The organism is Azospirillum sp. B21 (assembly GCF_008364825.1).
In the GTDB taxonomy this organism is placed as follows: domain Bacteria; phylum Pseudomonadota; class Alphaproteobacteria; order Azospirillales; family Azospirillaceae; genus Azospirillum.
Genome location: NZ_VTTO01000014.1, coordinates 93,289 through 116,632 on the forward strand (window position 1 = coordinate 93,289; position 23,344 = coordinate 116,632).

The 23,344-nt window shown below is 70.8% G+C and carries 17 protein-coding genes; 1 reads left to right on the top strand and 16 read right to left on the bottom strand.

What is annotated here, in order from left to right:
• Positions 1-8 precede the first annotated feature (8 nt).
• From FZ983_RS25690 to wrbA, 3 genes are read right to left on the bottom strand one after another with little or no spacing between them, the layout of a single operon-like run.
• On the bottom strand, positions 9-383 hold the full coding sequence (locus FZ983_RS25690) for a hypothetical protein (protein ID WP_149226759.1): 375 nt from the start codon (positions 381-383) through the stop codon (positions 9-11).
• A gap of 60 nt (positions 384-443) precedes the next feature.
• Complete coding sequence (locus FZ983_RS25695; protein WP_149226761.1) at positions 444-1,409, bottom strand: glutathione S-transferase family protein; 966 nt, start codon at positions 1,407-1,409, stop codon at positions 444-446.
• A 34-nt stretch (positions 1,410-1,443) separates the two neighbouring features.
• On the bottom strand, positions 1,444-2,046 hold the full coding sequence (gene wrbA / locus FZ983_RS25700; protein ID WP_149226763.1) for an NAD(P)H:quinone oxidoreductase: 603 nt from the start codon (positions 2,044-2,046) through the stop codon (positions 1,444-1,446).
• Between the two features lie 142 nt (positions 2,047-2,188).
• Between wrbA and FZ983_RS25705 the strand changes: the two genes are divergently transcribed.
• Entirely contained in the window at positions 2,189-3,190 is a 1,002-nt protein-coding gene (locus FZ983_RS25705) for a LysR family transcriptional regulator (RefSeq protein ID WP_149226765.1), read from the top strand.
• Here the strand turns inward: FZ983_RS25705 and FZ983_RS25710 are convergent.
• The 13 genes from FZ983_RS25710 to FZ983_RS25770 form a co-directional block, all read right to left on the bottom strand.
• Positions 3,141-3,533 carry a hypothetical protein gene (locus FZ983_RS25710; RefSeq protein WP_014249743.1) on the bottom strand — a complete coding sequence of 131 codons (393 nt, stop codon included), beginning with the start codon at positions 3,531-3,533 and terminating at the stop codon, positions 3,141-3,143. The genes FZ983_RS25705 and FZ983_RS25710 overlap by 50 nt on opposite strands.
• 128 nt (positions 3,534-3,661) lie before the next feature.
• Positions 3,662-4,513 (bottom strand): alpha/beta hydrolase, encoded by an 852-nt coding sequence (locus tag FZ983_RS25715; RefSeq protein WP_149226767.1) that lies wholly within the window; start codon positions 4,511-4,513, stop codon positions 3,662-3,664.
• A complete protein-coding gene (locus FZ983_RS25720; protein ID WP_149226769.1) occupies positions 4,510-6,144 on the bottom strand; it encodes an alpha/beta fold hydrolase in 1,635 nt (544 codons plus the stop codon). Before FZ983_RS25720 ends, FZ983_RS25715 begins: the two co-directional genes overlap by 4 nt.
• Positions 6,145-6,152: 8 nt before the next feature.
• Complete coding sequence (locus FZ983_RS25725) at positions 6,153-8,477, bottom strand: serine/threonine-protein kinase (RefSeq protein ID WP_149226771.1); 2,325 nt, start codon at positions 8,475-8,477, stop codon at positions 6,153-6,155.
• Between the two features lie 61 nt (positions 8,478-8,538).
• Positions 8,539-10,137: a type VI secretion system-associated FHA domain protein TagH gene (tagH, locus tag FZ983_RS25730; RefSeq protein WP_149226773.1), complete on the bottom strand. Its 1,599-nt coding sequence runs from the start codon at positions 10,135-10,137 to the stop codon at positions 8,539-8,541.
• Positions 10,138-10,180: 43 nt separating this feature from the next.
• Positions 10,181-10,471 carry a PAAR domain-containing protein gene (locus FZ983_RS25735; protein WP_149226775.1) on the bottom strand — a complete coding sequence of 97 codons (291 nt, stop codon included), beginning with the start codon at positions 10,469-10,471 and terminating at the stop codon, positions 10,181-10,183.
• A gap of 24 nt (positions 10,472-10,495) precedes the next feature.
• Positions 10,496-11,092 carry a DUF4123 domain-containing protein gene (locus FZ983_RS25740; protein WP_247883976.1) on the bottom strand — a complete coding sequence of 199 codons (597 nt, stop codon included), beginning with the start codon at positions 11,090-11,092 and terminating at the stop codon, positions 10,496-10,498.
• A gap of 32 nt (positions 11,093-11,124) precedes the next feature.
• The gene (gene tssI, locus FZ983_RS25745; protein ID WP_149226779.1) at positions 11,125-13,188 is read right to left on the bottom strand and encodes a type VI secretion system tip protein TssI/VgrG; all 2,064 of its coding nucleotides are present in this window, start codon (positions 13,186-13,188) and stop codon (positions 11,125-11,127) included.
• Positions 13,188-13,781, bottom strand: coding sequence for a type VI secretion system-associated protein TagF (gene tagF / locus FZ983_RS25750; protein WP_149226781.1), 594 nt, complete (start codon positions 13,779-13,781; stop codon positions 13,188-13,190). Before tagF ends, tssI begins: the two co-directional genes overlap by 1 nt.
• Positions 13,763-17,272, bottom strand: coding sequence for a type VI secretion system membrane subunit TssM (gene tssM / locus FZ983_RS25755; RefSeq protein WP_149226783.1), 3,510 nt, complete (start codon positions 17,270-17,272; stop codon positions 13,763-13,765). The genes tagF and tssM overlap by 19 nt, the downstream gene beginning before the upstream one ends.
• A 65-nt stretch (positions 17,273-17,337) precedes the next feature.
• Positions 17,338-18,663 carry a type IVB secretion system protein IcmH/DotU gene (icmH, locus tag FZ983_RS25760; protein ID WP_247883977.1) on the bottom strand — a complete coding sequence of 442 codons (1,326 nt, stop codon included), beginning with the start codon at positions 18,661-18,663 and terminating at the stop codon, positions 17,338-17,340.
• Positions 18,664-18,885: 222 nt separating this feature from the next.
• A complete protein-coding gene (locus FZ983_RS25765; protein ID WP_247883978.1) occupies positions 18,886-22,257 on the bottom strand; it encodes a caspase family protein in 3,372 nt (1,123 codons plus the stop codon).
• 92 nt (positions 22,258-22,349) lie between these two features.
• Positions 22,350-23,156, bottom strand: a complete 807-nt coding sequence (locus tag FZ983_RS25770; RefSeq protein ID WP_149226789.1) for a YMGG-like glycine zipper-containing protein — start codon at positions 23,154-23,156, stop codon at positions 22,350-22,352.
• Positions 23,157-23,344: the final 188 nt, after the last annotated feature.

Below are 23,344 nucleotides of genomic sequence, written 5' to 3' on the forward strand. Positions count from 1 at the left end.
GGCTTTCCCTACCGGTTGATGCCGCGGCGCTCCATCTCGTCCTCGATGGCGCGGCGGTTCTGCCGGATCTGGCGCTGTTCCTCGCCCAGCCGGTCATACTGGTTGCGCAGGTCGCGGTCGGAATAGTCGCCATAGGCGTTGCCGCGGCGGTTGCCGGCCGAATTCCCCGACGAGCCTTCATAGCGGCGCCCGTCGCGGTTCATCTCGCGGTCCTCGGCCGTGCGGTCCTGCGGATAATTGTTCGGGTTGACGGCGCGGTTCAGCTGGTCGAGCGCCCCGCCCCAGCCGTTTTGCGACTGGCCGCTCTGCGATTGGCCGCTCTGGGCCAGGGCCGGCGAGGAAAGAGCCAGGACGGCCGCGGCCGCGAGAATGATTGTACGCATCGGACGAACTCCCTCATGCGGTTGTCGTTTCCTTCTGACAACCGCCGGGGAGCCGATCCGTCACGCCGCCAGCGGTTCCGGTCCCAGATCGCCCCGTCCGTGCGGCGCGTCGAGATCCAGTTCCGGCCCCTTCGGCACGATGCCGGTGGGGTTGATGGTGGCATGGCTGCCGTAATAGTGACGCTTGATGTGGTCGAAATTCACCGTCTCCGCCACGCCCGGCACCTGATAGAGGTCGCGCAGATAGCCCGACAGGTGGGGATAGTCGGCGATCCGCCGCTTGTTGCACTTGAAATGCCCGACATAGACCGCATCGAAGCGGACCAGTGTGGTGAACAGGCGCCAATCGGCCTCGGTCAGCCGGTTGCCGACCAGCCAGCGCCGGGTCGCCAGCTTGGCGTCGATGCCGTCCAGCGCCGCGAACAGGGCGTCGAAAGCGGCCTCGTACTTGTCTTGGGACGTGGCGAAGCCGGCCTTGTAGACGCCGTTGTTGACGGCGTCATAGACGAAGGCGTTCTCCCGGTCGATCTCCTCCACCAGATCCGGCGGGCAGAAATCGGTGCGCATGTCGGTGAAGGCGTCGAACTCGCGGTTGAGCATGCGGATGATCTCCGCCGACTCGTTGTTGACGATGCTGCCGGTCTTCTTGTCCCACAGCACCGGGACGGTGACCCGGCCGCTGTAGCCCGGCTTGGCCTGAAGATAGACCTCATAGAGGCGGCGGGCGCCGGTCACCGGTTCCGGCTCGGCGAAGGTCCAGCCTTCCGACAGCATCAGCGGATCGACCACGCTGACGCCGATCACCTCGTCCAGCCGCTTCAGCTTGCGGAAGATCAGCGTGCGGTGCGCCCAGGGACAGGCCAGCGACACCATCAGGTGATAGCGCCCGGCCTCCGCCGCATAGGGGGTGGAGCCGTCGGCCGACACCCGGTCGCGGAACTGCGCCTCCGTCCGGACGAACGCGCCGCCGGATTTCTTGGTGTCGTACCACTGGTCTTGCCATTGTCCGTCGATCAGCAGGCCCACGGCTCCCTCCCCTCTTTTCAGCGTCTACCTGTCGTCAACCGTGCAGCTTGGTCGCGATCTCGGCGACATGGCGGCCCTGGTAGCGGGCACCGTCCAGTTCGACCACGCTCGGCCGGCGCGAACCGTCGCCGCCGGCGATGGTGCTGGCGCCGTAGGGCGAGTTGCCCATCACTTCCGAAACGCCCATCTGGCCCTGGAAGGAGTAAGGCAGGCCGACGATCACCATGCCCAGATGCAGAAGCACGGTGTGGGTGCTGAGGATGGTGCTTTCCTGGCCGCCATGCTGGGTGGCGGTGGAGGTGAAGGCCGCGCCGACCTTGCCGACCAGCGCGCCCTTGGCCCACAGCCCGCCGGTCTGGTCGAGGAAGTTCTTCATCTGCGAGGCCATGTTGCCGTAGCGGGTCGGCGTGCCGATGACGATGGCGTCATACTGGGCAAGCTCGTCCACCGTGGCGACGGGGACATCGCTCTCGTCCTTGTAGTGGGCGGACTGGCGGACCGCTTCCGGCACCAGTTCGGGCACGCGCTTCACCGCCACCTCGGTACCGGCGACGGAGCGGGCGCCTTCGGCCACCGCCTGCGCCATCTCCGACACATGGCCCCAGCTGCTGTAATAGAGGACCAGAACCTTCGCCATCGTCGCCACTCCCTGTTTCGTTGCGTCATCCCGTCGCCGCGACCGATGACGGCCCGGCGGTGACACCAGAAATAGGGCGCGGCGACGTTTCCGGTAATGCCGGATCTTGGCACCTCATTGTTTCCGGGTGTACAACAATGCCATGGATCGCCTCGACGACATGCTCGCCTTCATCAAGGTGGTGGACACCAAGAGCTTCACCGCCGCCGCCGACCGGCTCAATTTGTCGAAGTCGGTGGTCTCCCGCCGCATCGGCGAGCTGGAGAACAGGCTCGGCGCGCGGCTGCTGAACCGCACCACCCGCAAGCTCAGCCTGACCGAGGTGGGACAGGCCTATTATGAGCGCTGCACCCGCATCCTCGCCGATTTGGAGGAGGCGGAACAGGCGGTCGCCGACCTGCATGCCGCCCCGCGCGGCCGGCTGCGGCTGAACGCGCCGGTCAGTTTCGGCATCATGCATCTGGCCCCGGCGGTGGCGGAATTCCTGGAACGCTATCCGGCCATCGAGATCGATATGGATTTGAACGACCGCACGGTCGATCTGATCGATGAGGGATATGATCTGGCGGTCCGCATCGGGCGGCTGCGCGACAGCTCGCTGATCGCCCGGCGGCTGGCTCCGGCGCGCATCGCGCTGTGCGCCAGCCCGGCCTATCTGCAAAAGCACGGGGTGCCGGAAACGCCGGACGATCTCGCACGGCACAGCTGTCTGCTCTACACCAACGTGCCGACACCCGACGTCTGGCAGTTCACGGTCGATGGCGAGACGCGCAACGTTCGGGTCTCGGGCCCGATCCGCAGCAACAACGGCGACCTGCTGCGCGAAGCGGCGATGTCCGGCGTCGGCTTCATCATGTCGCCGACCTTCCTATGCGGACAGGCGCTGTCGCGCGGCGAGCTGGTCAGCGTGCTGCACCGGCACATCCCGTCGGAACTGTCGGTCAACGCGGTCTATCCGCAGAACCGCCACCTGTCGCCGAAGGTGCGGGTGTTCGTCGATTTCCTGGTCCAACGCTTCGGCCCGCGCCCCTATTGGGACTGCGCGCTGCTCGACACGCTGCCGCAGGAGATGAGGCCGGCTGAAGCGCCCCAACTTATGACGGAGAATTCGGCCGGCGGCGGGAGCGCAGGTTCAGCGCGGTGATGAAGTTCGGCTGCTGGCCGACCACCGGGCCCTGGGGAACCGGCTTCTTCGCGGCGGTCGACAGGAAGCCGCCGACCCGGCCGCGCAGCTCGACCGCATGATGCGCCGCCTCGTCCGCGCTTTCCGCCACCTGACGGCGGACCGACGGGTCCAGCGTGTTGAAGGCGCGGGAGGCGAATTCGAAGGCCGGCTGCGACTTGGTGGCGATCACCTGACGCAGAGCCTTGGACACCAGCACCGTGTCGAGACCGCCCGGCCCCTCCACCCCGTCCAGCACGTCGGCAAGGATGCCGATGGCCTGGATCGTGCCGTTGTCGTCCAGGGAAAGGTCGTGAGCGTCCATACGGGTCTTCCGATCGTCTCAAGCGGTACGGGTCTCGCCCCTGCGGACACCCGGGTTGCACCTTTGAAATCATAGTGTTTGCACCGGCGTCTGGCAATGGACGCCCGCGGGGGACGGCGGTGAAATCGTTAAGACCCGGCTTGCCCCGGTCCCAGCGACACCGGGAACGCAGCCCGCAGCGATGGCCACAGCGCCGGCCAGTCGCCGTCATGCTCCATCCCCGGCACCACGCGCACCGGCGCGCCGACAAGGGTCCCGAAGCCGCGCACCACGTCCGGCGGCACCACCCGGTCGTTGCCCCCGGCGATGTGCCATTGCGGCACCAGGGCCAGCCGTCCGGTCTCCCGCGCCGGGTCGAGCGATCCGGTCAGCGGCGTCAGCCGCTTTGCCGCCGCCCAGGCCGCAAGGTCGAGCGGCGCCACCACCGTCACCAGGGCCGCCACGTCGCTGCGCCTTGCCGCCAGCAGCGCCGCCGCCACCCCGCCGCCGGAATAGCCGACCAGCACCAGCCGGTCCGCCCCGCTCTCCCGCTTCGCCTCGTCCAGGGCGCGGCCGAGGGCGCCGATCACCTCCGGGGCAAAGCGGTGGGAGGTCCAGATGCGGGTGGAACAGGCGGCGTCGGTCGCCACCCCGCCATACTGGCAGGGCCGGCCGAGATAGAGCAGCCGCGGCGCGGGGTCGGTCAGCGCCAGCGACAGAGCCACCGGGTTGAAAGGCGTGGGGTCGCGCGACGGTTCGGTCGGGCTGTTCCAGGCATGGCCGTCGCCCTCGATATAGACCACCAGCGGCCCCGCCCCACCGGACCGCAGCCAGCCGGCCAGGGTGAAGGGCGCCGCCGCGAAGCGCCGCGGCAGCAGGCCGGCGGCCCCGGTGGCCTCGTCCACCGCCGCCACCCGCTCCCGAGGAATTGCGGCGCAGCCGGCAGGCAGCAGCAGTGCGGCGGCAAGAACGGCCCGCAAAAGGCGGGGGGCCATCGTCACGGCGCTGGCAGCCGTGTGGCGAAGGTCGGCGGCAGCAGCCGCTCGACGCAGGCCCCGGCGTCACCGGTGGTCAGCGTCTCGACGAAGCGGGCGGCGGCGGCCCGGCCGCAAGGGCTGACGCCCAGCACGTCATGGCCGATGCCGCGGAAGGACATCAGCGTCGCCCGGCGCAGGCTGCGCCCCATCGTCTCGGCGCGCGCCGGGGCGGTGAAGGTGTCATAGGCGCCGGTCAGGATCAGCGCCGGCACGTCGGACTCCACCGGCCGGTAGAAGGACGCATCCACCGGCGGCAGGTTCAGCACCGGACAGGCCGCGTCGTAATCGGTCTCCACCGCGTCCGCCACCACATGGGGACGCAGGTCGGCCGCGGCGCGCCGGGCGGCGGCGGCATCGATGCGCGGACGGTTCTCCCGGCATCCCACCGTCAGGTTCAGCCCATAAGCGAGGCTGTCCAGCACACCCCAGATGCCCGGCGGCACCACCAGCGACAGGGCCGCCGCATCCTCCAGCCGGACCGCACCGCCGGCCCGTGTGACAGCGCGGTCGAGACGGTCGAGCAGGGCGGGAACCACCACCATCCCGTCCGCACTGCCCAGCCGCAGCGCCAGCACAGTCGACAGCATCGGCCAGGTGAGTTGCAGGTTGCTCTCCCGCCCGGCGCCGGGATGGCGCAGGCGAAGCTCCAGCGGCTTGCGTTCCAGCGCCGTCGCCAGCCGCTCCACCGTTTGCCCCAGTTGGGGGAAGGCGCGGGCGCAATCGGGTTGGGCGGCGCAATCCTCCACCATGCGGCGATGGGCCTGCCGGATCGCGGTCAGCCGGTCAAGGTCGAGCCATGTCGCATCCGGCGCCGCCGGGGAGTTCAGCACAAGGCTGCGCACCGCCGCCCCATCGACGCGCAGCAGCGCCTGGGCCAACACCCCGCCATAGGAGGTCGCGACGACGTTCCAGCGCTCCACCCCCAGCGCGCCGCGCAGCGCCCGCAAATCCGCCGCGCTCTGCCCGCTGTCGAAATCCTCCAGCCGGTAGCCGGCGCGGCGCAGCGGATCGAGGCAGGCGACAGCATCCTCCGCCGTCACGCCGCCGAACCAAGTGCGCAGCGGGTCCAGCGCCGGGCAGCGCAATGAGGGCGCCGACCGGCCGGTGCCGCGCTGGTCCACCAGGACGATATCGCGGGTGGCGCGCATCGGCGCCAGCATCGCCGCGGTGCCGCGCGGATCGTCGCTGCCGCCCTGCCCCGGCCCGCCGGCCAGCACCGCCACCGGATCGGCGGCGGGCGCGCCGTTCAGCGCCGGCAACACCATCACGAACAGGTCGAGCGGCAGGCTGTCCGGCCGCTGCCAGTCCGACGGCACCCGCAGGCTGTGGCAGCGGGGCGACGGCCCGGCCGGCAGACCCGGCGGACATGGCGCTTCGGCGAGCACCGGTGGCGGGGCGGGCGCCGGGGTAGGGATTGCGGCCGGAACGGCGCCCGGCAGGGCAATGGGCGGCGGCGATTCCGCGATCACGACCGGCGGCGGCCCCTTTGGCGCCCCGGCCAGCCAGTCGATCCCAACCCCGAGAAATCCGCCCGCCAGGGCACAGAGCGCCAATGCGCCGCCGATGACGGCGAGGCGCCGACCGCTGCTGTCCATCGGCCGGGCTACTCGGCCACAGTGGTGAAGAAGGCGGACTGCACGACGACGTTCCCCTTCGCCTCGGCCTTGGCGATGGCCGCGCGCAGGCTCGCCAGATAGGCGCCGGCAGGCTCCACCTCCTCGCGCTCCGCCGGGAACAGCGGTTCGCGCGTCACCAGCGCCAGGATCATCGCCGGGCCATAGGGCGGGGCGATGGTGTAGACGCGGTCGGCGGGCGACTTGGCGACGCCCAACGTGATCGGCCGGCCGGCATCGACGCGGTCGTCGCGACGCAGGCGCATCGGCACCATGTGGATCGCGTTGCCTTCCATGTCGATGTAATCGACGGTCAGGTAGCCCGCCATCGCGGGCGTCACCGTGACCTCCAGCTTCTCGCCTTGGCGGTAGACCATCGACGGCCGGTTGAAGCCCAGCCCCAGCGCATCCGCCCCCTGTGCCTCCGCCCGCGCCGGCAGGCCGGCGGCACCCAGCGCCTCGCACAGCGGCCAGGGGCGCACGGCGACGCGCGCGTCGATGTCGACGCCGCCCGGCAGCCCGGTGATCGCCGCCTTCAGGGCGCCGGCATCGGCGTCACTGGCGACATAGCCGCCGATCCGCAGCCCCTTCCCCGTCTCAACCGCCCTGACGCCGGAACAGGCGAACCCGGCCGCCGCAGTCTCCACCGCCTTGCGTGCCTCGGCCGGCGTGATCGTCGGCGGTGCCGGTGGCGCGGCAGGAACGGCGGCCGGCACGACCTGGGGCGGTGCGGGAGTCGGGGCCGGTGCAGGCGGCGTGACGGTCTGAACCGCCGGAGTGACCGGCAGCGGCGGCACCGCAGCGGCGGGAACCTGCGCGACCGCGGGCTTGACCGGATCGGGTGCCGGCGTTTCTGCCTTCACGGGCGCCGCAGGCGTGGGAGAAGCGGGCGCGCCGAGCGGCGCGGTGGTCATGGCGGGCGGCGCGGCCGGCGTCGGGACCGCTGGCGCGGCGGGCTGAGTGGCGGGAGCCGCAGGAGCCGACGCCTCCTTCACCGGCGTCTGGGTGGGCACCTGCGCAGGCGCCTGGGTCGCCGTTTGGGCGGGCGGCTGCGACTGGCCGAACAGCAGGAAACCGGCGACGCCGGCCGCCACCAGACCGCCGACGCCACCGGCGATCAGCCCGACCGGAGCCTTCTTCGTCTGCCCGGCGGCTACCTCCACGCCCTTCGCCTGAACACCGACCTTCGCGGTCTGGACCACCGCCGGCTTCGGCTCTTCCCTCACCACGGTCGCGGCCGGGAAAGGGGTGGCGTCGAAAGGCGTGATCTCCGCCGGGCGGCTGGTCAGCGCGCCGACCAGTTCCGTCATCGATTTGGCGCGGTTCTGCGGGTCCGGCTCCAGCATGGAGCACAGGACCCCGCGCAGCGGTTCGTCCAGCGCCGACAGGTCGGGCACCGACATGCGCCGCTCGATCATCGCTTGCGGCGTACGGCCCATGTCCAGCGGACGGCCGAGCGCCGCCGCGGCCAGCACCAGACCGGCGCTGTAGATGTCGGACTGCGGCCCGACCTGACCGCCGAACAGCCCGAACTGCTCGGGCGAGGCATAGCCGTACTTGCCGGCGAAGGCGTCGCCGATGACGGTCCCCGCCCCGCCGGCGGTCTGCTTGGCGATGCCGAAATCGATGATCTTGGCGTTGGCGATCTGGCGGCCGGGCAGGATGACGTTGTCGGTCGACATGTCGCGGTGGACGATGCCGCGCTGGTGCGCCGCCGCCAGCCCCGAGGCGATGCGGTCGAGCAGGATGGCGACGTCGTCCGGGTCCAGCGGCCCGCCCTGCAGCACCTCCTGCAGCGACGGTCCGTCGAGATACTCCATCGACAGCAGGATCCGGCCATACTCGTCGCGGAAGACGCCGTCGTAGGACACCACCGCCTCGTGCCGGATCTCGCGCAGCGCCGCCGCCTCGCGCCGAAGAAGCTCGACCATCTTGGCGTCCTGCGCCAGTTCAGGCCGGATCACCTTCACCGCATGCCAGGTGTTCATGTCGACATGGCGGGCTCGGTGCACCTCGCCCATGCCGCCGCGGGCGATCAGCCCCGCCACCTCATAGGTATGGCTCAGCAGGGTGCCCGGCCCGATCGGCGCCGGCGACGCCCGTCCTCCCGCCGCGTCCACGCCGGAGACGGACGCCGCAGTGAGGGACGATGAGGTGACCGAGGTCGGGGCGACGGACGCCCCGGGCACCGAGGTGGCAGCGGCCGGCGGCGTGGTCAGCCTTGTCGCCTCTGCATCCGCCCCCTGCTTCGCGCCTCCGGACGCGGCCGGCAGGATGGCGGTGGGCTCGTGGCTGTCGTCGGGGGTCTGGGCCATGTCGGGATGCGGTCCGGTTCGGGAAGGGGCAGGTGGTGTCGAAGGGTGGAGCGGCGGCGGATCAGTCCGGCGATCCGCCCTCCGGATCCCGGCCGGTATCGCCGCGCACGAAGCGGTCGTATTCACGGGCGATGGCATCGCCGACGACCCGGTCGAAATCCTCTTCCAACTCGACCACCAAATCCTTGTAGAGCGTCTCGTACTGGTCCCAATAGCGGGCCTTGCGCGCCGCCGGGACGATGCTGTCGAGAAGCCGCGTCTCCAGCCGCTGGCTGAGTGCGCCGGGATCGAACTTGGCGACCACCTGCTTTAACGCGGTCTGCAGCGCCGCGGCATAGGCGAGGTGGTGGACCTGCACGTCACTCGCCGCCTCGCGCACCGCGTCGGCCATCGGCAGGAAGCCGCGCAGGCGCGGGTTGGCCAGCACCGACACAGCCTCGTCCAGCGTCTCGCAGCGCTTCAGCGGGTTCTCCCCCGCCGGGCGGAAGCTGGTCTGCTCCAGATGGAACTCGTCCTTGAAGCGGGAGCGCGCCCGCAGTGACGCATGCAGCGCCCCCAGGCTGACGCGCAGCGCCTCGCCCAGGTTGCGCATCATCGCAGTCGGGTCCGGCAGCCCGTCCGCCGGCAGCGGCGCGCCGAACCCCTCATAGAAGGCGGCGACCGCGGCACCCGCATCGGCCACGGGCGCGGCGGCAGGAACGGCGGCCGGCGCGGGAGGAGACACGGGCTCGGGCGGCGGCGGTACGAACTGCTGCGCCGCGTGGGGAACGATGACGGAATCGTCCGGCAGCGGGAGCGGTTCGGCCGCCCGGTCGACCGGCGGAGGCTCCACCGGCAGCGGGTCGGCCGCCGGATCGGGAAGGGTCTCGTCGATGTTCCAGTCTTCCGGCAACGGCTGGGCCGTCTTCGCCACAGGGGGAAAGGCCGGGTCCGGGAAGGGTGAAGCGCCCGGCTGCGGCGCGCCGAGGAGGTCGTCGTCCCAATCGTCGGGGATGCCGCCGCCCGACGGCTGCGGCGCCGTGGCAGGCGGCTGATACGAGACGCCGATGGAAAGCGACTGGTTCAGCGGATCGGAATGGTCGTCCACCGTGCCGAACCGCCAGTCCTCCGCCCGTTCGCGCGGGGCGGCGCCACTGCTGGAGGCGGTCCAGGCGTCGAAAGGTGCATCTTCCGACCGCAGCGGCTGGTGCTCGAACGGGCGCACCGCGGGATCGGCGAACATCTCGTCGAACTGGTCCGGTGCCGCGGCATGGACCGGCGGCGGCACGAAGGGATCGGGCGAGCCATCCGTCCCGCCCAACCGGAAGGCGCCGGAGATCTCGGTGAAGCTGGGGGCGGACAGCGTTTCAACCGTCGCCTCGATGATGAAGCGTCCGATGCGGACGCGGTCGCCCGACCTGAGATCCGCCGGGACATTGCGGCCGAGCGGCCGGTCGGAGCCGTTGAGGAAGACGCCGTTGGTGCTGGTGTCGATCACCCGGTAGCCGGCTCCGGTCTTCTCGAAGACGCAGTGCTGGCGCGACAGCAGCAGGTCGGGATCGGGAAGGATCCAGCCATTCTCGACCCCGCGCCCGACGGTGAGGTCGCCGCCATGCAGCGTCTTCTCGGCATTGCCGCCCAGCGACGCCCGATGGTCCGAAACGATCCTCAGCCTCAGCATTCCACCTTCTCCAACCCCGCTGCCAATCCCTCTTGCCCGGCGTTCAGCCGCCGATCACGACCGTCGGCGCCCCGGTCACGATCACCCCGCCATGGGCGGTCTGGTCGCCCAGCCGCGCCGCCGGCCGTCCGCCGACGATCACCGTCGCCGACCCCTTCACGATCACGTCGGGCGGGCCGACGCAGACGCACATGTCCGTCACCACCGCGGCCGGCAGGAATTCGATCAGGACCGCCGGGACGCCGGGGCTGACGATGGGGCCGCCGACATGCGGGACCGGGCCGGTCGTCATCGGGCAGGTGTGCATGTCGGTCAGGCGCGCGGCGGGCGGCATCGGCGGTCTCCTCCAGCCTTCGGATCAGCGGCTTCGGGGCGCGTCCGCGCCCGGACCTGTCCGCAGCGGGATTTCGACGCGGCGCAGGTCGCCATTGACCGATTCGAACAGGACGAGCGCGTCGGCGCCCGCATCCTCCATCATGAACCGGATGCCGGGGCCGAACAATGCGGCGCGCTGGGCCTCGTCGCTGATCGGCAGGAAGCTGCCCAGCACCGCCGGATCGTAGAAGCGGAACAGGTAGGTCGCCCCGCCCTCGCCGTTCACGATGGTGAATTTGCGGAAATGGCGGCGCACCGTGTCGATGTCGCCGTCGGCCTGCACCAGGATGCCCCAGCCGCGTCCCCAGCCCTCCCCCACCAGCCAGTCGGCGACGGCGCTGCCGCGCGTCAGCCGGACCAGATAGGGCGCCACCTCCGCCAGCTCGCTCGCCGTGTCGCCCTGATAGAGGGAGCGCATGTCGGCCTCCTCCTCCCGAGCCAGCAGGCCGGGATAGAGACCTGGGTCGCGCGCGGCGTCGACGATCATGTAGAGGCCGCCGGTCTCCCCCTGCGGCCACAGGTGATGGCCGAGGCGGGCGACCACCTCCTGCGGGGAGCGGCGGGGGGAAGGCTCTGTCATCGCCCTGCTCGTGCCTGGGTTCATGCCGGGGTTCATGTCTGGCAGATCTCGCACAGCGGCGTGTTGGACGCGGCGGCGCTGCGCATCACCATGGCCTGGGCCGCGGTCTTCGGGGTGTGACTTTGCGCCGGGCGCGGCAGCTTCGCCTTCGGCGGGGCCGGGATCGTTCCGCCCTTGTCCTTGTCGGCGGGCGAGGGCTTGACCGGCTTGGCCGGCGAGGCGCTCAGCCCGTTGGCGGCGCCGCCGCTGTTGATCAGCACCATGGTGCCGTTCATGGCGATGCCGGCCGGGCTCAGCGTGATGAAGTTGCCGCCGACCTTCAGCGTCAGCGAGGCGCCGGCCTCCAGGCACAGGTTCGCCCCGGCATTGACGGCATAGTTGGTGCCGATCTTGTCGTGCAGATCGACGCCGACCGTGCGCGACACGCCACCGCCGATGGATTCCACATGGTCGCCGTCCACCGTGGCGTGGTGATTCTTGCCAACCCACTCCCACAGGCCGCCGGCGACGTTCACATGCTGGCCCGATGCCACTGACGTCCGGCTGTCATGGCCGATGCGCAGGTCGTAGTCGCGTTGGGCATGGACGAAGACCTGTTCCTTGCCGGCCTTGTCCTCGAAGCGGATTTCGTTGAAGCCGCGCCCGCCGGGCGAGCTGCGCGTCTTGATGCCGGAGCGCGTCTTGTGTTCGGGCAGGGCGTAGGTCGGCAGCGCGTCGGCGTTGTTGACGACGCCGATCACCATCGGGCGGTCGGGATCGCCATCGACGAAATCGACCAGCACCTCCATGCCGATGCGCGGCACCGTCTGCATGCCCCACTGATGCCCGGCCCAGCTCTGCGCCACCCGGATCCAGCAGGAGCTTTTCTCGTCCGACCGGCCGCGGCGGTCCCAATGGAACTGCACCATGATCCGGCCGAACTTGTCGGTGTAGATCTCCTCCCCCGCCGGGCCGACGACGAAGGCGGTCTGGATGCCGCGCACCGACGGCTTCGGCGTCCGCCGCGCCGGCCGCACCACCGCCTTGGCCGGCAGGGCGCGGAAGCTGTTGCCGTAGGACGCCTTGCGCTTGTCGCCGGGCAGGAAGCCCTCGTTGCAGGCGTCGAACTCCAGTTCCGCCACCACCACGGGCTGGTTGTTCTCCGCCGCCGTCGGGTGTTCGGTCAGGGCGAAGGTCATGCCGGGATGCAGGCTGCGGCAGGCACCGACGCCGCGCACCCCCTCCAGCCCACGCTCCTCCGTCTCCATCCGGCGGCGGGCGAGCGCCGATCCGGCATCGCGCGTGGCATAGCGGCCGGGATATTCGAACAGCTCGTACTTGGTGGAAACCGGCACCTTGGAAACCGACGCCTCGCCGCTGTCCAGCGCGGTGCGCGGCGCCTGGAAATCGTAGTCCTTGGTCGCCCAGCGACCCGACGCGATGGAATAGACCCGCTCCCACCGCTCGATCTGGTCGGCATACTGGCCGCTGGGGTTGAAGCGCAGGGTCGCCGGCGACAGCTTGGCATAGCCGGCGGCGCTGTCCGACAGGATCAGCTTGTGGCGGTCGCGCTCATGCGCGAAGTAGTAATAGATGCCCTCTTCTTCCAGCAGGCGGCTGATGAAGTCGAAATAGGTCTCGTTGTACTGGACGCAATATTCACGCGGCTGGTAGCTGCCGCTCAGGCTGCGGAATTCAAAGTTGGAGAAGCCGAATTCCTGGAAGATCGTCTCGACAATCTTCGGCACCGCCATCGGCCCGCCGCCGCCCAGGCTGTGGAAGATGCGGCAATCGCTGGTGTAGGACAGCAGCGACAGCCAGGGCACCACCTCTATCGTGTAATAGCGCTGGTCGCGCCCCACCGGCACGCCGACGCCAAGCGAGCGCGCGATGCCGTTGACGTAGTGGCGCTGCCCGTCCAGCTGGCGGAAGCCGATGTTGACGCTGTTGCCGACGATGGTCTCGGCCGCCAGCGGCTCGATGGGGCCGAGCGCGTCGATGCGGTAGAGGAAGGGGCTGGACAGCGCCTCGCGCCCCTGCACCCGCTCCACCAGCAGCACGTCGGGTCCGGCCGGGGTTTCCAGCGACAGCAGACGGTCGTCCTGCGTGAACTGCATCACGCCCCCTCCTCCTCGGCACGGCCGGTCAGGAAATCGGTAAAGCCGGCGGACGGCGGCAGGCCGGCGCTGGTAAAGCCCTGCTCCGCCACGCCCTCCCCGCCCAGCGTCCACCAGCGGGCGCCGGCGGACGGCGCCGCGTCAGCCAGATGCGGCACCGACAGGGCGGCGACGGAGCCGACGAAGGCCTCAACGTCCAGCGTGTGGGTCAGGACCGACAGCGCCAGCTCCTCCGCCGCCTCGAACCATGCGGCATCGGCTTCGGCCCCGGCGGCGGTCTGGCCGGGGGCGTACAGGGCGACCAGCGCCAGCGGGAACTGCCGCCCGGCCTTGTCGACGCTGGGCATCATCACGCCGGCCGCCGCCTGCGGCCCGCAGACCCCGGCCTCCAGCGTGAAGCGCCAGATCGGCGCGTTGAGGTAGCGGTCCATCCACCCCTCGCCCAGCGCGGCGCGGCTGGCCTGCAACCCATCGAGCAGCCAGTCGTGCCAGGGGTCGGCGAAGCTGCGCGGCAGCCCGCGCAGCAGGAAATCGCCCCGCGCCGGCAGCTTCCCGAAACAGCCGCTATTGCCCATCACAGACTGTCCGGGCATCGGAAGTCCTTGAGGTCGCGGATCGAGAAGGGGTTGACGGCGCTGGTCATCCGCACGTCGAAGCTGGCCGATTTGCCGGCGGCGCCGAAGCTCAGCGGGATGCGGTCGGGCACCGAACCTTTGCGGCCGCGGTTGGCATCCAGCGTGCGGAACCACGCCCAGCTGCCGGTGCGCTGGGTCATCTCCGGCGGCTCGGTCGGCTGGCCGGTGAAGGTGACGCGCAGGTCGCCCGCCCCGCCCGGCTTCGGCCATTGCAGCCCCTGCGCCAGCGTGGCGTTGCGGGCGAAGGTCATGCGCTGGCCATCGATGTCCAGATCCACCTGCTCCACCCCGGCGCCGAGATAGGTCGGGCGCAGCTCGAAGCGCAGCGAGGGAACCCGGCCGCCGTCGGGGAAGAAGGCGTCGCGGATCATTGCCGCATGCTGGAAGGCCGGCAGCACCGAGGACGGAATGCCGAGGTCGGCGGCGGACGGCTGCCAGCGCCACGGCTCCCGCGTGGTGTCGACGAAGGGGCGCAGCCGGTTGGTGAAGAAGGCGTCGATCAGCCCGCCGGGGGCGAACATCCGGGCGAAATCATCCATGCCGACATCGGCCGAGGCGCCCTTGACGAAGGGATAGCGGTTGTCCAGCGCGCGGCGGCACCAGGGCAGCACCGTGCTCTGCCATTCGGCGTTGATCTGCGACCGGGCGCCGCTCAGCGTGCGCGCCGTGCCCTGCTCCACCAGTTCCTCGGTCCAGCGGCGGACCGGCTGCGGGTAATAGGCCATGTCGGTGGCAAGCTTCTGGAACACCTCGCCGCCGCCGCTGGCCGCCAGATCGAACAGCTTCTGCCCGCTTCCCGCCCCCAGCGACAGCCGCGCCAGAACCGCATGCACGCCCTCCAGCTGGCGCAGCAGCTCCTCCAGCCGGGCATTGCCGCTGTTGCGGGTGAAGTCGTTCAGCGGGCGGAAGCGGTCGTCCACCATCTGGCTGACCAGCTTGGCGACGCCGCTGTCGGCGACCGCCGCGGCCACCGCCGCCACCGCGGGAGCGGCGCCGGCCGGCGCCTCCGGCACGCGCTGCAACGTCGTCTCGTTGGCCACCGCCGCCAGCAGCTTCTGCAGGGGGGAGTTGCGGCCGGACAGGATGTTGACCGCCTCGCCCAGCGCCTGCGGGTTGGCCGCCGGCACCAGGGTGATGTCGTTCAGCAGAGCGTCCCAGCGGCCGGCATAATCGCGCAGATAGAGCGTCAGCGCCGCCGTCTCCAGCTCCGGCCCGGCCTCCTCCCCGCGCGGGGGGCCGAGCAGCCAGCTGAGGTCGCGCACCGACCGCGCCGCACCGGGCAGACCCGGCAGCATCACGCCGGTGAAGCCCTGCAGGGTGTAGAAGCCCGGAACGCCGTCGCTGAAGCGTGCGCCGGAGGAGCGGCGGAACACCCGGTCGCCTTCCGGCCCGGCCTGGTCGGACGGGCGCCAGTCCGGCAGCTTGCGCGCGGCCTCGCCGTCGCGGATGGCGGCATAGGCGCGGGCGGCCAGCGGCGTGCGGGCCAGCACCTCTCGCGCCTGCCGGACCAGTTCGGCGTCGAGGTTAAGCTTCGGCAGGCCGGCGGGGGCGCCCAGCCCGGCGTCGATGTGGCCGAGGATCGCCTTGGTCTCGTCCTCGCCCGGCGGGGGCGAGACGCGGCGCAGCCAGCCGGCGGTCCAGGCCTTCACCTCCTCGCCGTTGACCGGGCCGGCGCCGCCCAGCGTCAGGTACAGCCGCAGCAGCGCCTCCACCGCCGGGGCGTCGTCGGCGATCAGCCGGTCGCGCAGGTCGCGCTGCACCCGCACCAGCATGCGCGGCACCAGCAGCCCATTGACCGCGCGGCGGTAGAGCGCGTCGCCGGCTTCCTCCAGCTTGTCGCCCTGGTAAAGCCCGAAATCGAGCGCCAGCTTCTGCTTCAGCGCCAGCGTGTCATGCCCGGCCGGCAGGGCGCGCAGTTCGTTCAGCACCGGCAGCACGCGGCGGATGTCGTCGTCGGCGACGGTGCCGGCGGCCAGCGCCTCCGCCTTCGGTCGATAGGCGTCGACCGCCTGCTGTTCGCGCTCGATCAGCCCGGCATTGCCGAGATAGCTGGCGACCCAGGCGGCGGTGGCGGCGGCCGTCACCAGCCCGAACAGGCTGTAGGCGATGCGCGGCACCCAGATGCGCCGCCGCTCCGCCGACGGGTCGAAGCCGACCAGATTGGCCTCGCGGAACACCAGATCGTTCAGCAGCCCGCCGAGGAAATAGCTGCGCTGCTGCCCGGCGGCGACGGCGCCGCCGCGGAAGGGTGCGGCCGGCAGGCCGAAGCTCTCGGCCAGCCCGCCGATCAGCCGGTCGATCTGCGTGCCCTCCTGGGTGCCGCTGGTGAAATAGATGCCGCGCAGCCGCAGCGCCGGCTCGTAGCGGTTGGCCTTGAAGGCGGCGGCGACGAAATCCAGCAGCGGCTCCTTCAGCGAGGCCAGCTGCGACGGGAAGGCGAAGATGGCGCCGCGGCGCTCCTGCGCATGCTCCTGCTGGATGCGGTCGACGGCGCGGGCGGACAGCCGCCCGGCGATGCCGTCCAACTCGCTGCCCAGCGTCGCCATGCCGGCATCGCCCAGTTCGCTTTCTGCCGCCGGCAGGGTGACGCCGACGATCTGCCGGCGTTCGTCCCGGTTCAGGTCGTGGAAGAACTCGTTGAAGCCGGCGATCAGGTCGGCCTTGGTCAGCAGCAGATAGACAGGCGCCTTGACCTTGAGGGTCTCGTACAGTTCGCGCAGGCGGCGGCGGATGGCGGCGGCATGCTGCGCCCGCTCCTCCGGCCCGGCGGCGGCGAGGTCGGGAACCGCCATCGCCACCAGCACGCCGTTGATCGGCTGGCGCGACCGCGCGTCCTTCAACAGCTTCAGGAAGGCACCCCAGCCGGTCTGGTCGACCGCCTCGTGGCTGTCCTGGGTGGTGTAGCGCCCGGCGGTGTCGAGGAAGATGGCTTCGTCGGCGAACCACCAGTCGCATTGCCGGGTGCCGCCGACGCCCTTCAGCGGCTTGGCCCCGGTCTGGTCCGCCAGCGGGAAATTCAGGCCGCTCTTCAGCAGCGCCGTGGTCTTGCCCGCGCCCGGCGGGCCGATGATGACGTACCAGGGGGTGGAGTAGAGATAGCCGTCGCCCAGCCCCCGCTGCTTACGCCCGGCCTTGAGCAGGGCCAGCGATTCGGCAAAGGTCTTGCGCAACCCGGCGACCTCATCGGCTTGGTCCATCGCCGCCATGCGGGCCGCGTCGCTGCCGCCGGTCAGCTCCGCCGTCATCCGTTCCTCGGCCTTCGCGTCGCGCCGCTTCAGCAGCACCAGCACGACCGCCAGGATCGGGAAGGGCACGGCGGCGGCCACGGCCAGCCAGGGCATCTCCAGCCCGGCCAACGGCGCCAGCAGCGCGATCAGCGCCGCCGCGATGGCCGCACCGATGAAGCCCAGCACTGCGCGGGAGAGCAAGATGGCGGTCAGCCGACTCATTCCGATACCCCTGTCCCTGATCTTTTCCGGCCGCTGGCACCGCCCCTTTTCCGAGGCGGCTCCGCTCACTTCTTGAGGATGATGTCGATCCGGCGGTTCGCCGCCCGGCCCTCAGGCGTGTCGTTGGACGCCACCGGCTCGGTATCGGCCTTGCTCTCCGCCTTCAGGCGGGACTTGTCGGCGAAGAGCGGGTCGAACTCCGCCATCACGGATTCGGCGCGGGCCTTCGACAGGTGCCAGTTCGACGGGAAGCGCAACCGCCCGCCGCCGGTCATCGGCACATTGTCGGTGTGGCCGGTGATCAGCACCGCGCCCGGCTCCTCCGCCACCGCGCGCCCGACGCGCAGCACCGATCCCCGCACCTTGTCGTTCAGGCCGGCGCTGCCACTGGCGAACAGGTTGCTGCCGCGCATGCGCACGGTGATGGACAGCGCGTCCTCCGTCACCTCGACCAGCCCCTCGGCGATCTCCGGCTCCAGGAACTTGCGCACGCGCTGGACCTGGGTGGTCTGCGGCGGGGGCGGCGGGGCGATCTGCGGCGGCGGCGGTGCCGCTTCGGCCAGCTTGACCGGGGCCGGCGTCTCGATCACCACGCCGCCATGCGGCGGCAGGCCGCCCATGCCGGCGAACAGCCGGTCCGACGCGCCGTTCAGCAGGAAGCTCAAGCCCAGGAACAGCAGCAGCAGGAACAGCGCCGTGCCGGCCCCGGCTACCCAAACCGGCAGCGAACTGCGCGGCGGACGATAGTCCATCGCTAGCGCCGCCGCGTTCGGGCAGAGGATGCGGTCAGCATAGCCGCGGTGCTTGACCAGGATGTTGTAGACGTCCTCGCGGATGCGGGCATGCTCGCTGTCCTGCCGTCCGGCGACGCGGTAGCGGCCGCGGAAGCCCAGCGACAGGCAGAGATACATCAGCTCCAGCAGGTCGCCGTACTTGCCCGGATCCTGCCGGGCCGAGGCGAGCCGCTCATAGAACTGGTCGCCGCCGACGACGTTCTTGTGGAACATGCTGGTGACGTTCTGGCGCGTCCAGGAACTCTGGCTGCCCCATTGCGAGTTCAGCACGATGTCGTCGATCAGGGCGCAGAGCGCGTAATGGGCGGTCGCCTGGGTCGCGGCGTCCATGCCGGACTTCGTCACCCAATGCTGGAAGTCGCGCAGGGCAGAGATCACGCGCTGGCGCAGCGATTCCAGGTCCGGAACCCCGGTCACGTCGTTCAGCCGGGCCGCCAGCAGCAGCACCGGCGAGGCGGCGGCGGCCAGCGGCGAGCGGGCGGCGAAGATGCCGGCCAGCGCCGGCCCGGGAACGCCGACGGCCTCCACCCGTGCCGCGGCGGGTGGTTCCCCGCCACCGGGCGTACCGGATGCGCGCCGGCCACCCGGCGTCGGCATCAGGACCGTACGTTCCGTTTCCGGTCCGGGCATGCCGCCAAACTGATCGCCGCCTTGCATGTCCACCCCAATCCGCGCGCCGTCCCGAAAGCGGTCCGGCCCCTATTTTAAAAACACTGTGAACGAACTAACCGAACTTTATCTAGCCATTTCTAGCTGTCGAATCCGGGGTATGCGCGGCGGATGGTCCTACCGCCGCGCCTGCCCGGCAGGGGGTCCCGCTCAGGGTTGACCGGGCTGCGGCGCCGCCAGCGGGAAGGGATTCAGCTCGTTGCCGCCGGTCTTGAAGATTGCGGACTGGCTCCACTTCTTCTCGCGCGCCAGGCGCGGCACCGCGCGGTTCACATACTGGCCGAGCGTGAGGTTGTAGATCGCCTCGTCCCCCGGCAGCAGGGCCTTGCCCTTCAGCCCCTCCAGCACCGCATGGGCGAAGATGCCGTTGCGGCCGTCATAGCTGTCCAGCGCCTCCTCCTGCTCCGACGAGGCGGCCAGCAGGTAGCGCTGTCCCATGTCCTGGTACAGCTTGTCGACCGTACCCGCCGACACCGCGCCCGAATGGCAGGTGTCGAGCATCACCAGCACGTTGCGGGCGGAAATCGCGCTGACCAGCCGGTTCAGCTCCTTCTCCGACAGCCCCTGCTCGCTGATCGCCTGGGGGGTGGCGGCGGTCACGTTCTGGGTGATGAAGTGGTAGAGCTTGACCGAGGGGTCCTTCGGCGACGGCACGATCACGCCATGGCCGGCGAGATAGAGGACGACGGTATCCTCCTCCCGCGCGTTGGCGGCGAGATCCTCCAGCCCGGCGATCACGGCGTCGCGGCTCGCCTGCTCGTCATAGAGCGCCTTGGACAGTACCAGCGACTGCTCCCGGTCGTAACCGGCGGGAACGCGACCGCTCAGCGCCTCGGCGAAGGAAGAGGCATCGGCACGGGCGAAGCGCAGCTGCGTGCCCTCCGGCCGGTACTTGTCGATGCCGACGACGAAGGTGATCAGCCGCGGCTTGGCCGGGGCGGCGCGCTCGGCCTTGGCGCCCGCCGTTGACGTATCGGCGGTCTCCACCGGCTTGGGCAGCACGAAATCGACCAGCGGCGAGCGTTCGTAGATCGCGTCGCTGCCGTTGTAGGCGCGGATCTGCACCCGGTTGCTGCCGGGATCGAGACGGACGGTGCTGACGCGCTCCTCCGGCGGCGGGGGCTGGTCCTTGTTGGCGTCCGCCGGCGTGGCGCCGGCCGCAGGCTGGGCTTGAACGGCTGGCGGGGGGGCCGGCTGGAAGGCGGGCGCCGGCTCCTTGGCGCGGGCGAAGGCGCGGGACTTGTCCTGGCCGCTGACGTTGCGGCCGTTGCGGAACAGGTCGACCGAGCCGATGCCGCCGCCGGTGTCGGCCAGCCGGTAGCGCAACCGCACCGATCCGACCCCCTCAGGCAGCGTGACCGACAGGCGCGGCTCCTCCGCCGCAACGTCAAGCTCCGGTCCCTGCGGCGCGGGCTTGGCAATTGCCTGGGGCACCGCCTGCGGGGCGGGCGCCGGTTCCTTGGCGCGCGCGAAGGCGCGGCTGACCGGCGTCATGTCGAGCGGATGACAGGTTTCGGCGGTCGTGGGAACCGTCGCGGATGCCACGGGCGCCGCAGCCGCCTGAACTGGAGCCGCCGCCGCTTCCGTGGCCCCGGTGCCGAGCGCCAGACCACGGCTGGCGGCGGGCACGGTGCAGTAATCCAGCAGGGTCACCTGCGGACGGCGCTGGGTCAGCAGGCGGATGTCGCCGATGGCGGACAGCCGCGCGGCGATCTCCGCCTGACCGCTCTGCTGCAGCTTGGCGCGCACCAGTTCCGGGGCGTTGAACACGCGGTAGACCTGCTTGAACTCGACCCACTGGCTGCCCTTCTTCTTCGGGTCGTTCAGGTGGAAGCCGACCAGCGTCTCGCCCCCGCTTTCGGAATGGTCGAAGAAGGCCTCCGGCGTCCACAGCACCCAGCGGCGGCCGTCGCGGTGCGGGAACAGCGCCGCCAATTCCTCCAGCGGGCGGGATCCTCCGGACAGCGCGTACCAGCGCAACGTGCCGTCGCCCAGCGCCGCCACGGCGACGCGCCCGTCGGCCGACGCGACGACGCCCCACACGGCGGCCGGCACCTCGGCGCGGGCAAGCTCGGCCCCGGCGGAGTCGAGCAGGCGCAGGCTGAATTCCCCGCCCAGCAGGACGCGGCGCTGCTTGCCCAGGACCGTGACGCTGCGCGCCCATTCGCCGCTGTCCAGCTTCACCGGCTGGCCGTTGACCTTGGGGGTGCGGGTGTTGCGCCAATCGGAAACGCCGATCCCCGGACCGTCCGCCGCCGGCCGGGCAAGGCCGGGCAGCGCGTCCGCCGCCGGGGTCAGGCTGCGGGCCAGCACGTCAAAGCGCATCGGCCGCCCGCCGCCCTGTTCCATGCCGAATTCCAGCACCAGCCCGTCCTCGGACAGGCCGAAGCGGCCGAGATGGATGTCGCGGTAGTCGGCGACGTCGCCCATGCGGGCGAACTGCAGCCGGCCGGCCGGGTCGATCACGCCCCATCCCGGATCGGCGGCGGCGAAGGCGACCCCGCCGCCCGGCAGGGCAAGCAGATGGGTCACGGAATCGCGCGCGGCGGGCGTGTCGGTGTAGGCACCCTTGCCGGCATCGGCCCAGCGCCGCACCACGTTGCGCTTGCCGTCCACCGTCGCGGTGCCGGCGGCGACCAGCGCCGTCCCGTCCCAGGCGACCGCGGCGAAGCTGCCGCCGGTGACGCCGGTGGCCTTGGCGGTGTGGCGCGTCTTCAGGTCGGCGGCGGCCAGCACGTCGACCTGCGCCTGATCGGCATAGCCGACCGCCAGCAGCGCCCCGTCCGGCGAGAAGGCGACCGAATAGGGCATGCCCTTGCCCGGCTTGCGCTTGGCCTTCGGCTTGAAGGCGGTGTCGTAGAGACGGACATTGCCGTCGAAGGACGCGGTGGCGAGCCGCCCGTCGGGCGCGAAGGCGAGCGCCGACACCCGTGCCTCATAGGCGGTGTCCTCGGCGACCAGCTTGAAACTGGCGCTGTCCCACACGCGGATGCCGGCGGTGCCGCCGAAGGCCCCGGCGACGAAGCGCCCGTCGGGCGAGAAGGCGAGATCGTTCAGCACCTGCGGCTGCCCCGGAAGCCGGGCCTTCAGCCGCTGCGCCTTGACGTCGAACAGGTAGAGCGTGACGCCGTCGCCCCAGCTCGACCCGGTGTTGCCGGCGGCGACCGCCAGAGACCCGTCGGCCGACAGGGCCACGGCATAGAGCGCGCCCTCGTCCCCCGCCTCCATCGGCACGCGCAGGACGCCCAGCGGCTCCCCGCCGTCGCGCGCCCACAGGCGCAGGGACTTGTCGTTGGAAACGGTGGCGATCAGCCGGCCCTGGGCGTCGCTGGCCAGCCGGTTGACGCGGGCGGTGTGGCCGCCGGTCTCGATCCGCAGGAACGCCCCCGTGGAGGCGTCGCCCGCCAGCACCGGCCGGACCGCGAAGGACCCCGCCAGCGTGCCGAGGAGCGCGCCCAGCAGGACGGCGGGAAGAACGCCGCGCCGCAGGCGCGCGTTCAGGCGAGAAAGACAGCCGGCCATCATCCGTTCCGCTTGCACTGGTGTCGTCCGGCGGCGGTCCCGCGCGCCCTCTGCGGAAGACCGCCGCCGGTCAGGTCATCGGACCGCACCGATCAGACGGCGTCCAGCGTCGCTTCCTTCTGGGCGATCTGCTGGATGCTGCTGGTGGTGGCGTTGATGCGCTCCGACGTCTCAAAGGCGGTGTTGGTGCGCTCGACCACCTGGGCGGCCTGGGTGGTGGCCGTCTGCTTCGCCGGCTTCTTCTTCGTCTGGGTCTTGACCGCGGTCTTGGTGCGGATCTTCTCGGCCGCGCCCGGCTCGATGTTGTCGGCGGCGATCAGATACTCGTCGCGGCGCTTGACGATGTTCTGGTTGATGCTGCTGGCGATGGCGTAATCCTTGTCCAGCTGGCCGCGGATCGCCGCCAGCCGCTTCTCGGCTTCCGGCTTGGCGATGCGGTTCGCCTTGTAGTCGGCCTTGACGCGTGCGATCTCGGCGCGGCGGCAGTTCACCAGCTGGTCGAGAGCGACCTGGGTGCGGCTCAGGTTCTGGTTCTCGGTATCGAGGTCGCTCATCACGCCCAGGATCGCCTGGTCGCGGCCCTGCTGCGACCGCGAGTTCCAGTAGCCGCCCAGCGTGCCCAGGGCCGCACCGGCGGCGGCGCCGATCAGCGCGCTCTTCACGTTGCCGCCGACAAGGGCGCCGGACAGCGCGCCGACGCCGGCGCCGATGGCCGCGCCCTTCAGCATGTCCTCGGCATAGTAGTTGCCAGTCGAATCGAGCGCCACGCGGTACTGGTAGCAGGCGTCGCTGCCATCATTGGCGCCGATGCGATCCGTCTGCGTGGTCACGCAGCCGCTGAGCGCCATGGCGACGATGGTGAGTGATACGAGGCTTGCCTTGGCACGGTTGCTTCGCATGACCTGGATTCCCGTTTGCTTTTCTGTTCAAGACATATTTCGATCAGATCCAGAACTCCGGGCCGTCCGCACCACCCCCACAGTGGGCGCACCCCGTCACCGATCAGGACCCGCCGCAACGCTGCCACAGCAACAACTGTAACGGAAGGGGTCATTACTACCAATTCGTGCGGCCTTTTATCGAATTT

Excerpts from the sequence above, each read along its gene's own strand:
- FZ983_RS25690 (WP_149226759.1), bottom strand. The coding sequence starts at position 383 with ATGCGTACAATCATTCTCGCGGCCGCGGCCGTCCTGGCTCTTTCCTCG.
- wrbA (WP_149226763.1), bottom strand. The coding sequence starts at position 2,046 with ATGGCGAAGGTTCTGGTCCTCTATTACAGCAGCTGGGGCCATGTGTCG.
- FZ983_RS25705 (WP_149226765.1), top strand. The coding sequence starts at position 2,189 with ATGGATCGCCTCGACGACATGCTCGCCTTCATCAAGGTGGTGGACACC.
- FZ983_RS25710 (WP_014249743.1), bottom strand. The coding sequence starts at position 3,533 with ATGGACGCTCACGACCTTTCCCTGGACGACAACGGCACGATCCAGGCC.
- FZ983_RS25720 (WP_149226769.1), bottom strand. The coding sequence starts at position 6,144 with ATGGACAGCAGCGGTCGGCGCCTCGCCGTCATCGGCGGCGCATTGGCG.
- FZ983_RS25725 (WP_149226771.1), bottom strand. The coding sequence starts at position 8,477 with ATGGCCCAGACCCCCGACGACAGCCACGAGCCCACCGCCATCCTGCCG.
- tagH (WP_149226773.1), bottom strand. The coding sequence starts at position 10,137 with ATGCTGAGGCTGAGGATCGTTTCGGACCATCGGGCGTCGCTGGGCGGC.
- FZ983_RS25735 (WP_149226775.1), bottom strand. The coding sequence starts at position 10,471 with ATGCCGCCCGCCGCGCGCCTGACCGACATGCACACCTGCCCGATGACG.
- FZ983_RS25740 (WP_247883976.1), bottom strand. The coding sequence starts at position 11,092 with ATGACAGAGCCTTCCCCCCGCCGCTCCCCGCAGGAGGTGGTCGCCCGC.
- tssI (WP_149226779.1), bottom strand. The coding sequence starts at position 13,188 with ATGCAGTTCACGCAGGACGACCGTCTGCTGTCGCTGGAAACCCCGGCC.
- tagF (WP_149226781.1), bottom strand. The coding sequence starts at position 13,781 with ATGCCCGGACAGTCTGTGATGGGCAATAGCGGCTGTTTCGGGAAGCTG.
- tssM (WP_149226783.1), bottom strand. The coding sequence starts at position 17,272 with ATGAGTCGGCTGACCGCCATCTTGCTCTCCCGCGCAGTGCTGGGCTTC.
- icmH (WP_247883977.1), bottom strand. The coding sequence starts at position 18,663 with ATGCCGACGCCGGGTGGCCGGCGCGCATCCGGTACGCCCGGTGGCGGG.
- FZ983_RS25765 (WP_247883978.1), bottom strand. The coding sequence starts at position 22,257 with ATGGCCGGCTGTCTTTCTCGCCTGAACGCGCGCCTGCGGCGCGGCGTT.
- FZ983_RS25770 (WP_149226789.1), bottom strand. The coding sequence starts at position 23,156 with ATGCGAAGCAACCGTGCCAAGGCAAGCCTCGTATCACTCACCATCGTC.